Source organism: Fibrobacterota bacterium (genome assembly GCA_019509785.1).
In the GTDB taxonomy this organism is placed as follows: Bacteria; Fibrobacterota; Fibrobacteria; order UBA11236; family UBA11236; genus Chersky-265.
Window position 1 is genome coordinate 96,126 of sequence record JAEKLQ010000038.1, and the last position, 13,168, is coordinate 109,293.

12 protein-coding genes are annotated in these 13,168 nt (G+C 60.2%); all 12 read right to left on the reverse strand.

Annotation, left to right across the window (positions count from 1 at the left end; translation table 11 throughout):
• Nucleotides 1-21: 21 nt before the first annotated feature.
• The gene (locus JF616_10925; GenBank protein ID MBW8888258.1) at nt 22-507 is read right to left on the reverse strand and encodes a hypothetical protein; all 486 of its coding nucleotides are present in this window, start codon (nt 505-507) and stop codon (nt 22-24) included.
• Nucleotides 508-512: 5 nt separating this feature from the next.
• Nucleotides 513-1,166: a cytochrome c oxidase subunit 3 gene (locus tag JF616_10930; GenBank protein MBW8888259.1), complete on the reverse strand. Its 654-nt coding sequence runs from the start codon at nt 1,164-1,166 to the stop codon at nt 513-515.
• Nucleotides 1,166-2,767, reverse strand: a complete 1,602-nt coding sequence (locus JF616_10935; protein MBW8888260.1) for a cbb3-type cytochrome c oxidase subunit I — start codon at nt 2,765-2,767, stop codon at nt 1,166-1,168. The genes JF616_10930 and JF616_10935 overlap by 1 nt, the downstream gene beginning before the upstream one ends.
• An 83-nt stretch (nt 2,768-2,850) precedes the next feature.
• The gene (coxB, locus tag JF616_10940) at nt 2,851-3,789 is read right to left on the reverse strand and encodes a cytochrome c oxidase subunit II (protein ID MBW8888261.1); all 939 of its coding nucleotides are present in this window, start codon (nt 3,787-3,789) and stop codon (nt 2,851-2,853) included.
• A 55-nt stretch (nt 3,790-3,844) separates the two neighbouring features.
• Nucleotides 3,845-4,741, reverse strand: coding sequence for an SCO family protein (locus tag JF616_10945; protein MBW8888262.1), 897 nt, complete (start codon nt 4,739-4,741; stop codon nt 3,845-3,847).
• A 4-nt stretch (nt 4,742-4,745) separates the two neighbouring features.
• The gene (locus JF616_10950) at nt 4,746-5,330 is read right to left on the reverse strand and encodes a hypothetical protein (GenBank protein MBW8888263.1); all 585 of its coding nucleotides are present in this window, start codon (nt 5,328-5,330) and stop codon (nt 4,746-4,748) included.
• Complete coding sequence (locus tag JF616_10955) at nt 5,323-6,516, reverse strand: hypothetical protein (GenBank protein MBW8888264.1); 1,194 nt, start codon at nt 6,514-6,516, stop codon at nt 5,323-5,325. Before JF616_10955 ends, JF616_10950 begins: the two co-directional genes overlap by 8 nt.
• A gap of 12 nt (nt 6,517-6,528) precedes the next feature.
• A complete protein-coding gene (locus JF616_10960) occupies nt 6,529-7,137 on the reverse strand; it encodes a cytochrome c (GenBank protein ID MBW8888265.1) in 609 nt (202 codons plus the stop codon).
• Nucleotides 7,138-7,141: 4 nt separating this feature from the next.
• Nucleotides 7,142-7,621: a DUF3341 domain-containing protein gene (locus JF616_10965; protein MBW8888266.1), complete on the reverse strand. Its 480-nt coding sequence runs from the start codon at nt 7,619-7,621 to the stop codon at nt 7,142-7,144.
• Nucleotides 7,622-7,623: 2 nt separating this feature from the next.
• A complete protein-coding gene (gene nrfD / locus JF616_10970) occupies nt 7,624-9,048 on the reverse strand; it encodes a polysulfide reductase NrfD (GenBank protein ID MBW8888267.1) in 1,425 nt (474 codons plus the stop codon).
• A gap of 39 nt (nt 9,049-9,087) precedes the next feature.
• Nucleotides 9,088-12,228 carry a TAT-variant-translocated molybdopterin oxidoreductase gene (locus tag JF616_10975; protein MBW8888268.1) on the reverse strand — a complete coding sequence of 1,047 codons (3,141 nt, stop codon included), beginning with the start codon at nt 12,226-12,228 and terminating at the stop codon, nt 9,088-9,090.
• Nucleotides 12,216-12,857, reverse strand: a complete 642-nt coding sequence (locus JF616_10980) for a cytochrome c3 family protein (protein ID MBW8888269.1) — start codon at nt 12,855-12,857, stop codon at nt 12,216-12,218. The genes JF616_10975 and JF616_10980 overlap by 13 nt, the downstream gene beginning before the upstream one ends.
• Nucleotides 12,858-13,168 lie beyond the last annotated feature (311 nt).

Genomic DNA, 13,168 nt, shown 5'->3' on the forward strand with positions numbered 1-13,168 from the left:
GGGTCCTGCGTAAGCCCCGGTCTAATGGCCAGCGGGAGCGGGCGCTCCAGCCGGAGCGGGCGCTCCTACGGGAGCGGGCGCCGCTTGGGTCGCCGGGGCGGCAGCGGGCGCGGCCTCTTCCGCGGCGTTCTTCGTCACGGGCGAGGTCCAATTGATCTTCTCGTTGAAGGTCGGATCGACCTCTCCCCGGAAGGAAGTATCCACCCAAGTGAACAGCACGAAGATCAGCAGGAACACGAAGTTGGCCAGGAAAATGGTCAGGTTCAGGAGCTTGCTTTCATAGCGCAAGCCCATGAGGAACATGGACACGATAATGCCCATGATCAGCGCCGTCCCCATGATCAGGGTGGTGCGGATGGCATGCAGGTTCAACCAATCGATGCCCAGCTTGTCCACGTCGAGCTGGGACAGGCCGATCATAACGGCGGCGAGGATCAGTAGGGCGAAATAGCTGCCGATGACGGCGCCTTTCGGGAATTCATGGCCGGGAAGGGTGGTATCGTGCATTTGGCTTACCTGATGAGATAAAGGAGGGGGAACAGGAAGACCCATACCAAATCGACCAGGGCCCAATAGATGGCGACCATTTCGATGGGGGTGAAATAGGAACGGCTGAAACGGGTCCGCGAAGTCCGGACCAAGGCGAAGATCATCAGGCCCATGCCCACCAGGACGTGGACGGCATGCAGGCCCGTCATGACGAAGTAGAAGCCGAAGAACACGTGCGAGAAGGGGTCGGTGAAGCCGTGGTGGGCATGCCACAAACGGCCGGGGAGGGTGCCGTGTTCGAACTTCTGGGCGTATTCCAGGGACTTGGTCACCAGGAAGCCGGCGGCGAAGATCAGGCTCAAGATCAGGTTCATGCGGACCTTCGCTTGCTGGCCCGCCTGGGCGGCCACAACCGCCAAGCCCATGGTAAGGCCGGCCGTGAGCAACCAGAAGGTGTTGACCGCTCCGAAGCGCCAATCGAGATGGGCGGAACCTTCGGCGAAACCGCCATGGTGCAAGGTATGGAAGAGCAAGGCGCCGACGAACAAGGCGCCGAACATCATTATTTCCGAGGCAATGAACAACCACATGCCGATCTTGGCGGAATCGAACTCCTGTTCGGCGGAGTCGAAATGATGGGCGACGTGGTGTTCGGGCAATCCGGTTACGGTGGCCATTAGGCTTTCTCCGTCTCGAAGGCGTAGGGACCGTGGGTCACGATAGGGGTCTCGGTAAAGTTATACAGCGGCGGCGGGGAATCCGTCTGCCATTCCAAGGTCTTGGCGCCCCACGGATTGGCCGGGGCCGTCGCGCCCTTCCACAGGGACACGATAAGGTTGATTAGGGCGGTGAACAAGCCGACGGCGAGGATGACCACGCCTACGGTGGAGATCTGATGGTAAATCTGGAACTGATCCCAGTAATGGTAGTACCGGCGCGGGCTTCCAAGCGAACCCATGATCAACTGCACGAAGAAGGTGACGTTGAAGCCGATGAATACGGTGATGGAGGCCAGCTTGCCCACAGTCTCGTTGTACATCTTGCCCGTCATCTTCGGCCACCAGTAGTGGATGCCGCCGATGAAGGCGATCATGGTGCTGCCCATGGCTACGTAGTGGAAATGGGATACGATGAAATAGGTGTCATGCAAATGGATGTCCACCGACAGGATGGCCAGGATGATCCCGGTGAGGCCGCCGATGGTGAAGTTCCACAGGAATTGCAGGGCGTACAGCATCGGGGTCTTCAAGTCGATGGAACCCTTGTAGAGGGTAGCCGTCCAGTTGAAGACCTTGATGGCCGAGGGGATCGCCGTGAAGAAGGTCAGGAAGGAAAAGATGGTGTCCGCCAGTTCGGATTGGCCGGCCACGAACATGTGATGGCCCCAAACGACGAACCCGATGATGGCGATGGCCACCGAGGAGTAGGCGACGAAGCGGTATCCGAATATGTCCTTCTTGGCGAAAGCGGCGATGATTTCCGAGGTGATGCCGAAACCCGGGACCACGATGATATATACGGCAGGATGGGAGTAGAACCAGAAGAAGTGCTGCATCAGGAGCGGATCCCCGCCCAAGGCCGGATCGAAGATGCCGATGCCGAAGAAGTTTTCCATCAGCAACAGCAACAGCGTGATGGCCAAAACCGGAGTCGCGAAAATCTGCATGATGCCGGTGGCGTACATGGCCCACAGGAACAGGGGCATGCGGTACCAGGTCATGCCCGGGGCGCGCATGGTGTGCATGGTGACGATGAAGTTAAGGCCCGTCAGGATGGAAGAGAAGCCCAGGATGAAGGCGGCCACCATCATCCACAGTACGGCGGGATTCTGGGACAAGGAGTATGGAGCGTACATGGTCCAACCCTGATCGGCATGACCCGCGACGATGGACCAAAGCGCGATGCCGGCGCCGATCCAGTATAGGTAGAGGCTGGTGAGGTTCAACTTGGGGAAAGCGAGATCCTTGGCGCCGATCTGGATGGGCACGAAGAAATTGCCCAGGGCCGCCGGAATCCCGGGAACCACCACCAGGAACACCATGATCACGCCGTGCAGGGTGAAGAACTGGTTGTACTGATCCGGGGTGAGAAAATCCTTGAGCGGGCTCCATAGCTCGAGCCGGAACAGGAAAGCGAAAGTCCCGCCGGTGATGAAGAAAAGCAGGATGGAAGCCAGGTACATCATCCCGATGCGCTTATGGTCCACCGTGACCAACCAGGACATGAGGCCCTTCTTGGTCTTGAGGTAGTTGATGTTGTCGTGTACGTGGGCAATCATATTAACCGTCCGTCTCTCTTTTTTTCCCGCTACCTAAGTGCACGCTAATGTTCCAAACCTACCAGGCTAACGATCAGATCCGGTCACTTCAACGATTTGATGTAGGCCATGAGGGCGGCGATTTCGCGGTCCGACAATACGCCCTGGAAAACCGGCATCACGGGTTGGAATCCGGTGACGACCTTGGCCGTAGGAACCATCATGGATTCCTTCAGGTACGCCTCGTCCACCATCACCATACCCATATTGGTCGTTTCCTGGCGGCCGTACAGCCCCTTCCAGGAAGGCCCTACGCCCTTGGATCCATCGATGGAATGGCAGGCATTGCATCCGCGCTTCTGGTACAGAAGGGCGCCGAACTGCTCCGGAGTCTTGCCCTTGCCCGGATCCGAGGCGTTGGCCAGCCATTCCTGGTAGACGTCCGGCTCTACCACCTTCACGGCGGTCCACATGTAGGAGTGGTTGGTCCCGCAATACTGGGTGCACTCCACCGGGAACACGCCGGTGCGGGTGGCCTGGAACCATATGGCGTTCCAGCGGTTGGGCAACACGTCCGCCTTGGCGCGGAAAGCGGGAATGAAGAAGCTGTGGATCACGTCCCGCGAGGTCATGGCCAGCTTCACCGGGGTATTGACCGGGACCACCAGGGTATCGTTGACCGCGCCGGCGGGGTACTCGAAGCTCCAGGACCATTTCTGGCCTTTCACGTTGACCTGCATGTAGCCCGAAGGCGCCACGCGCATGTGCAGGAATCCCTTCATGCCCACGAAGAACAGGGCCATCACGATGATCAGCGGGATGATGGTCCAGCTGAGTTCCAAGGTCAGGTTGTGCGTGATCTGGGCGGTGGCGAGCTGATCGGGGCGGCGGCGCAGGTACTTGAAGGTGAACACCGTGATCAAGATGACGATGAGCCCGAAGAAGAATACGGAAATCCACAGGTATAGATCGAAGGCCGGATCCACGATGCTCGTGAAGGTGGAGGCCTTTTCGGGAAGCCAGAACGTTTTCGCGTTATCCATATTCTTCTCTTACACCCGTTGATTGAAAGATGTCATCCGGCCGCGAGCCTTCGGCTCAGGCCCCCGTCCCCGCGGCCACCGGCCGATTGGGGACTTTATTGCGTTTCAACTCGCGACGCCACAGGGTTCCCAGGAACAGGAAGAGCCCGAAGGCGACCACATAGCCGCCCCCCTTCATGAAGTTCCGGGCGAACAGGACGTAGCCCTTAGCGTTCGGATCGTAGCGGTAGCAGAACATCTCGATCTTCTCGCCGATGGAAAGGGCCCGGCCGGCGCTGGCGTCCAACAGGGCCAGGCGCAGATCCTTGTGCTTGAACTCCACCCCGTACAGATACCGGGAAATCTTGCCGGCCGGCGAGATGGTGAAGATGCCCGCGGCATGCGCGAATTCGTTGGTGTTCCTCAGGTACTGGTATTTGAAACCGATGGCGGCGGTAACCCGTTTGATTTCCTTCTCGTTCCCCGTGAGGAAATGCCAGCCTGCCGCCGCCTCCGGCTTCCCCAAGGCTTCGATATGGGACTGCTTTTTGGCGGCCGCCAGCGTTTGCGTTTCGCGCGGATCGATGCTGATGGTTACGACCTCGAACTCCTTGCCCGGGGTCCAGGTCAGCTTCTTCATGCCGTCCAGCATCCCCTTTAATACCAGGTTGCACAGCATGGGGCATTGATAATAGGCGAAATTGAGGAGGACCGGCTTGCCGGGTTGGAAGTAGGCCCCCAGGGTAACGTCCTTGCCTTCGTCGTCCTTGAACTTCGCGTCCAAGGGAACCTGGTCCCCGAGGTGCTCATCGATACCCACGTCGACCAGGCTGGCGGGCAGTGATTGGCCCTCCGCCCCGGCGGTCGGTTCGCGGTTGGTATCGTAGCTGCCGCCGAACGCATGCGCGCCCCGGCCCATGCCCAATAGGGCTAGACCGGACAGGATAAGGACGCTGCGGTTGACGGCTAGCATGCTGTTACTTCTTCACCTGGGGCGCGGCTTTGGCTTTGCCGGAGGTTGCTTTGGCGGAGGCCGGCTTCCCAACGGCTGCGCCGTTGGGCCCCGAAACCACTTTGGCGCTCTTCTTTACTTCAGGCGCATTCTCCACCTGGATCCCGTTGTCTTCCGCGGCGGGAGCGGATGCGGCCGCAGCGGCGGCGAAAGCAGCGCCTTCCAGGTAGGTGTCCGTGATGGGAACCCATTCCCGGCCCGGCTTCCCCTGATGTTCTTGTGCAACCAGCTCCATGGCTCGCGCGATAGGGATGCGGATGCGGCCCTTGTCCTTATCCAGAATCTTATAAGAAGTCAGGATTTCGTCTTCATGGGCATGGAGCGCTTGCAACTCGGAAGGGACGAATTGCGCTTGCTTATGCGCGATTTCGTGATCCTTTGCGCCCTTGAACCAGAAAATGCAGACGGCGAAAAAGGCCAGCATGATGATCACGCTGATGGGAATCAGCCACAGGACCGTGGTCCAGCTGAAATCGGACAGCTCATGCCCGACGCCCGCGGGAGAATGCGGCTGGGCGGGATCGACGGTGCGGGTATCGGTGCTACTCATGATCGGGTACCCCGTTATCGTAGGATAGGCAGTCGGCCAGGCGCGGATCGCCCGACGGAATCAAGTTAGCGCTGTTCATCCGGCGGAAGAATAGGAAGAGGAACATCCCTCCGACGAACAACAGCGATCCGACATCGCCGAGGCCGAAGGTCGCCCCGTCCGGATGGAAATTCGGTTGGATCATCCAATAGATATCGATGTAGCACATGGTCATCAGCCAAAGGGCCCCCGCCGAGATGGCGAGGATGTTGCGCTTGACGTGCCAGGACATCAGGTACAAGAAGGGGATGGCGAAATGGCACCAGGGCAGGAGCAGGCTGACCGTATGCCAGCTGCCGACGGCGCGATGGTGGAAGAAGGAGGTTTCTTCCGGGATGTTGGCGTACCAGATTAGGAAGAACTGGCCGAAGGCGATATAGGTCCAGAACACGTTGTGGCCGAAAAGCAACTTGCCCGCATCATGGAAGTGATCCTTGCGGTAGATGTCCTTGCGGCCCGTCTTGCCGCGCAGGTAGGCCGAAATCAGGATCAGGAAGCAGTATTGCAGGACGACCGAACCGGCGAAGAAGTAGACGCCGAACATGGTGGAGAACCAGTGCGGGTCGAGGGACATGATCCAGTCGAAGGCGAAGAAGGTCTGGGTCAGGGCGAAGACGATGGCGGCGCCGGCGGCCACGCGGCCCATCTTGATCGTGAGGGCGGGGTCCCGGGTTTCGTCCTGCTTACGCGAGGTGCGCAGGAAGAACACGCTGAAGGCCGTCCACAGGCCGAAGTAGATGGCCAGGCGGATATAGAGGGCGGTCGGGTTGAGGTAAGCTTCCTTGATGTGCACCAGGTGGTCATGGGCCCGGACATCGGCGCTGTACCACGGGAGCAATTGGCCCGCGCCCAGGATGACCGGGATGAACAGAATAAGCATCCAGGGAAGGTTGGCGGCCGCGGTCTCGCTGACGCGGCGGATGGTAACGCTCCAGGCCGAGCGGGCCAAGTGCTGAACCAACACGAAGAAGAAGGAGCCGAGCGCGATGGCCAGGAAGAAGCAGAACGCGGTCAGGTAGGACGCGAAGAACGCCTGCTGCCCTTGCATATAGCTTACGCCGCACAGGACGGCGCCGATCGCTCCCAGTCCCAGGAAGATGGGGGCGCTCCCCACCTTGGCGGTCAAACGGTAATTATCAGTTGACATCCCTATTCCTTGTCACTTCAGGTTGGCGCGTTCGTTCTCGGGAACGTCGTTGAGAGTCGCATGGGTGGACCGCTGCAGGGCCCGGAGGTAGGCCACGATGGCCCAACGATCCTCTTCGGGAACCTGCTTGCCGTAAGAAGGCATATTGCGGACCCCGTAGGTGATGGTATGGAAGATCTGCCCGTCCGGCATGTTCACGATGCGATCATCGTGGAAGTTCGGCGGGGGGATCGGGAAACCATGCTTGATGACCATGCCGTCGCCCATGCCGGTGCGGCCATGGCAGGGGGTGCAATAGATCTGGAAGCGATCCTGGCCGCGTTCCAGAAGGGCCATATCGATCTTGAGCGGATTGGCGGCGTAGTGGGCCGTGTCCTTGCCGCCGCGATAATAATCGTCGTCGGCCTTCAGAAGGCCGACCGCCACGGTGCCTTCCGGGGGCGTCTGCATGTTGCGGCCGTCTTCGGTGAAGGTATTCTTCCCGTAGGGCAGCCATTTGGGCTGGAACTCCATGCCATGCTTGATCCAGACCGGGTTTTCATCCGAAGTCTGGCCGCGGCAGCCCAGCAGGGCGGCGAGAGCGAGGCCGGCGAGAAGCGCGATGCGAGGTTGGGGTTTCAAGGGATCAATCCTCCAGGACTTCGATGTTGCGGCCGCCGATGTCCGCCAGCAATTTCTGGACTTCGTTCACGTTGAACTTCGGGTCCTTGGCCTCGATGCTGATGAAGAACCCGTTGTCCGAGAACTTGCCGAAGTTCTTGCTCTTGAAAAGGGCATGGTACATAACGGGTATGAAGGCTGGATAGGGGTTCAGGGGCTTGCCGCCGATGACGACCGGCTGGGCGAACATATTGATCCAGTACTGCAGCCCGAAGCCGCCGAAACAGCCGGCCATGGCCCCGAAGAAAGCGATCCAGCCCATGCGCGAATCGCCGATTCCCATGGCGTGGTCGATACCGTGGATGGGGAACGGCGAATGCACGTCCCATTTCTTGAAACCCTTATCGCGTACCTTTTCGGCCGCGTGATAGACTTCCTTCACGCCCGCGAACTCGGCCAGGACGCCGAAAGTCTTCGGTTTGGCTTGGGTGACGGTCTTTTCCATTCTCAGTGTCCTCTGGCTTTCGCGCCCGCGGTGCCCATGGCCGCAGGCGGCGTATCATGATGCTCGCCGTAATGCGGGCTGGCCACGGGCATGACGCCCTTCACCTCGGCGATGGCCAGCTGGGGCAAGTACTTCAGGAACAAAAGGAAGAAGGTGCCGAACAGGCCGAAGGTGCCCACGTAGGTCCAGATGTCGACCCAGGTCGGGCGATAGTAGCCCCAGGACGAAGGCAGGAAGTCGGCATGCAGGGAGATCACGATGACGAAGCGCTCGAACCACATGCCGATGTTCATGAAGATGGTCATGACGAACATGATGGGGATATTGGTGCGGATCTTCTTGAACCAGAAGAACTGCGGGGTGATCACGTTGCAGGACATCATGATGAAATAGGCCCAACCATATTCGCCAAGGGCGCGCGTATAGAAGGCGAAGCGTTCGTAGATGCTGCCCGAGTACCAGGCGATGAAGAGCTCCATGAAGTAGGCGTATCCGACCAAGGAACCGGTCAGGAGCATGAACTTGTTCATGTTCTCCAGATGGTGCATGCGGACCACCTTCTTCAGGCCGAAGACCTGGCGGGCGACGATGAGCAAGGTTTCCACCAGGGCGAAGCCGCTGAAGACGGCGCCGGCGACGAAGTAGGGCGGGAAGATAGTGGTATGCCAGCCCGGCACCTTGGAGGCGGCGAAGTCGAAGGAGACGATGGAGTGCACCGAGAGCACCAGAGGGGTCGAGATGGCGGCCAGGATGAGGTAGGCGCGTTCGTAGTTCTGCCAGTGGCGCGCCGAACCGCGCCAGCCGAGGGCGAACACGGCCAGCACGAACTTGCGCACCTTGGTGGTGGCGCGGTCGCGGAAGGTCGCCAGATCCGGGATGAGGCCCATGTACCAGAACAGGACCGAGACCGTGAAGTAGGTCGAGACCGCGAAGACGTCCCACAGCAGAGGGCTGCGGAAGTTGGGCCAGACCGCCATCTGGTTCGGGATCGGGAACACGTAATAGATGACCCAGATACGCCCGACGTGGATGGCCGGGAAGATGCCGGCGCACATCACCGCGAAGATGGTCATGGCTTCGGAGAAGCGGTTGATGGCGGTGCGCCAGCGTTGGCGGAACAGGAACAAGATGGCGGAGATAAGGGTCCCCGCGTGGCCGATACCGATCCACCACACGAAATTGACGATGGCCCAGCCCCAAGCCACCGGGACGTTGACGCCCCAGACGCCGGTTCCTTCCCAGAACAGGTAGCCGATAAGGCCGGCCATGAGGGAAAGCAGGGACAGGCTGGCGAGCAACAGCAAAACCCAAGTCGCGGTGGGTTTGGCTTCGGCCGGCAAGGTGATGATATCCGTGACTTCGTGGAAGTCCTCGGTCTCGACCAGTACCGGCCGTTTTGTCGGATCGTAATCGCTGTGGATGATCATTTCGGCATTTCCCTTAACCGTTCAACCTATTCATCATTATCAGGCCGCGATTTTTTCGATGGCTTTGTTCGGATTCCGCACCCGGCCCAGGTAGGTCGTGCGGGGCTTGGTGTTCAAGTCCTTCAACACTCCGTAATTGCGCGGGTGCTTCTTGAGCTTGGCCACCCGGCTTTCCGGGTCGTTGATGTTGCCGAACACGATGGCATCGGTCGGGCAGGCTTGGGCGCAGGCCGGCGTCACCACGCCATCCGGAATCGTCTCTTGGCCCTTGTTCTTGTACTGGATGCGGGCGCGGTTGATGCGCTGCACGCAGTAGGTGCACTTCTCCATGACGCCGCGGAAGCGGACGGTGACGTCCGGGTTCTTCTGCATGGCCAAGGGGCTGTTCTTCCAGTTATTGGTGAAGTTGAAGAAGTTGAACCGGCGCACCTTGTACGGGCAGTTGTTGGAGCAGTAGCGCGTCCCGACGCAGCGGTTGTACACCATGTCGTTCAGACCCTCGTGGGAATGGACGGTGGCGGCCACCGGGCAGACTTCCTCGCAAGGGGCGTTCTCGCATTGCTGGCAGGTCATGATCTGGAAGACCATATCGGGATTGTCCACGTCGCCGTTGAAATACCGATCCAAGCGGATCCAATGCATCTCGCGGCCGCGCAGCACCTGTTCCTTGCCCACCACGGGCACGTTGTTCTCGGCGGTGCAGGCGAGCAGGCAGGTATTGCAACCCGTGCAATTGTTCAGGTCGATGACCATGCCCCATTGCTGCCCGACGGTGAAGTCGTAATCGCCGCGGGCGCCGTCCTTCTTGAAGGGCGCCTCGCCCCAGAGGGACTTCTCCAGGCCGTCCTTCGGATCGACCGGATGCTCGTTCCAACGGGCCTCGGAAAACGGTTTCTCTTCCTCTACGGTGCTGTTCTTGGTTTCCTCGTAGCCTTCCAGGGAAGCCTCGCGAACGATGGGGCGGCGCTCCATGGACCAATGATCCTGGGTGCAAGCGACCTCATACAGCCCGCCGGTGGCCTCGATCTTCACGTCGCCGGCCCAATACGGGGAAGCGCTCGACATCAAGGCGTAGGCATCGAAGCCGGAACCGGTCCCGACCTTGCCCACGGAACGGCGGCCATAACCGAAATGCAGCAAGGCAGTGTCCTCGGACATGCCGGGCAGGATCCAGGCCACGGCTTCCAGGGATTTCCCGCCCACGGTCACGCGCACCATGGCGCGATGGCGGTACTCGCCCATGCGGGTGCCGGTCTTATTGTCGGTCAGCATCTGGGCCGCGATGCCCAGCTTGTCCGCCAGCTTCGGCGAAACCAGTACGGCATTGTCCCAGGTCAGCTTGGTGACCGGATCGGGAAGCTCTTGCAGCCAGGCGTTGTTGGCGTAGCGGCCATCGTACAGGTTGGGATGATGGCGGAAAAGCATCTCGATGCCGCCGGTTTTCGGGGCGCCGGGAATTTTGGCCAAGGCGCCGCCTACCGAGCCGGGATGGACCGAAGCATACGTAGTCCGGGGAATGACGCCGTCGTGCAACCATTGGCGCCAGGTATGCTCGAAGTCCGCGCCGCCTTGCTTACGCCAGTACTCGCGCACGATGTCATGGCTCTTGCGGAAAGGATAGGCCGAGAGACCGGCGAGCAATTCCGCGGCGCCGATGCTGTTGTACATCGGATTGATCAGCGGCTGCGCCAGGGACGCGGTGCCGTCATACGCCAGGCCATCCCCCCACTCTTCCAGGAAGTGGCTCGAGGGCAGATGCCATTCGCTCAGGGCGGTGGTTTCGTTGCTCTCGGAGGAAAGGGCGATGACATGCTTGACCTTACCGAGCTTGCCGGCGAAGTCCATGTCCGCCGGGGCCGCGAAGGCGGGGTTGGCGTCCAGGATGACCAGGGTCTCGACCTGTCCGGCCGCCATGGCCGAGGCCAATGCCGGCAGGGCTTCCAGGGAAGGGGTCTCGCCGTTGAGGGAGGCCACCACGCTGGGCTTGTATTCGAGGGTAACGCCGACGTTACCCAGGGCGGAATTGAGGATGTGCCCGAGCGCATGGGCCTGCTCCGGCTGGTAACGGCCCACGACCACGAGGGACGCGCCCTTGTGCTCCAGGATGTCCTTCGCCATTTCGCGGATGTATTCGGGCTTGACGCCGGCAGCGGCGGCATCGGCGGAGAGGGCGGACACTTCCGAACCCCAGGCGCCCAGATCGAGGCCTTGGGCCTGCATTTCCTTAGCCACCAGGATGAGCACGTTGGCGATCTGGCTCGGCTTCACGCGCAGGCGATGGTCGGCCGTACCGCCGGTGGGGCTGAAATGCGACTCCACCATATAGAGGCGGCTCATGCCTTCCGGACCGAGATCGGGATTGCGGGTGCTTACGAAGGCCTTGCCGTTCTTCAGGTGATCGGATTCGGACTCGCTGAAATCGCAATCGATGGAAAGGATGCGCTTGGCGGCCTGCATCTTATAGTGCGGATCCAGGGCCTGGCCCGTAACCGCCTTGATACCCTGGGCCTGCGCGTCCCGGTTGACGGTCTCGTAGGTGGTCCACTGGGCCTTGGGGTAGGTCTTGAGCACATGGGCCTTCACGTCCGCCAGGGAGGGCGAAGCGATATACCCGCTTAGGAAATGCAGTCCCTGCCCGCCGTTGGCCTTATAGCCCGCGAAAAGCGCGTCGGCCTCTTTCCAGAAGGAACCCCAATCGCTGTTCACGCCGCTCTTGAACGGTTCCTTGGAGCGATCGGGATCATAAAGGCCCAACACCGAAGCCTGGTGGTATTTGCCGGTGGCCCCGAGGCTGGAAGGATGCTTGGGATTGCCTTCGATCTTGGTCGGACGCCCTTCGTGGCTCTCGACCAAAAGGCCCACGGCCTCGCCGCCCACCGACATGGTGGTCGCGTAGAACTGGGGCACGCCGGGGATCAGGCTTTCCGGTTGCTTGTTATAAGGGAGGATGTTCAGATCCGGACGGCGGATGGGCTTGCATCCCGAAACGCCGGCCAATGCCATGCCCGCGCCCATCACCTGCAGGAAGCGGCGGCGCGATACGTTGGTACCCAGCTCGGATGCGCCTTCAGGAAATTCGCGTTCTACGAACTCCTTGAACTCCGGAGCTTCGGCGAGCTCGTCGAGACTCTTCCAATACTTCTTTCCGGTATTCTTGGGGTCCAGATTCAACGATGACATGTGCTGCAGTCCGTTCTGGTATTGACGTGATACTTTTCCATGAACTTGCGGCCGTTCTCGACGGGGTCCCCGTCCGGATGCCAAGCCAGGTTGGTGATCAGCTTGCGGTCGCGGATATGGGAGGCGGGATTGCGATGGCAGTCCAGGCACCAGGACATGCTCAGCGGGGCGAACTCGTGGACCACGTCCATTTGGTCGATGCGGCCATGGCATTCCACGCAGCTGACGCCCTTGTTGACGTGGGCGCTGTGGTTGAAGTAGGCGAACTCGGGCAGCTTATGGATACGCACCCATTGGATGGGCTGGCCGGAAGCGAAGGCTTCGCGCAACTTCACGATCTCGGGCGAAGTGGTCTTAACGCTGGTATGGCAGTTCATGCAGACTTCCGTCGGCGGCACTCCGGCGAACTGCCCGCGCTCGACGTTGAAGTGGCAGTACCGGCAATCCATGCCCATGGTCCCGGCGTGCAGCTTGTGGCTGTAATGGACGGGCTGCTCCGGTTGGAAGCCGACGTTCAGATGCTTCGGGGAGAACCAGTACCAGAACACGAATATCAACGCGTTCGAGACGACGAATAAGGATACCGCGGCTATCGCCGGGATCTTGTTTGTCCACTTGGGGAATACCATTAATCAGCTCTCCGTTGCGGGAGTTGGGCGAGATGGATGCAGCAGGATATGTCCGAGGCCATCATTGACGGCGCGAAAAGATAGACAAGGGGTAACCGCTTGCCAATGGATCATAAGCGTTGTAAGGGGGAAATTTTTAGTCAGATCGGATTCGATCCGCTCCCCGTTCGCGCCGCGATTAATTGGGAATTGTTGTCAGCGAGAGCCGACCCGCGCGAGACGCGGTTCCTGATCCGTTCGTAACCGGAATGAAGTCAAGCGTTTAACCGCGAGACCCTATACGAACACGATCGCCTTATCCCACACCATAG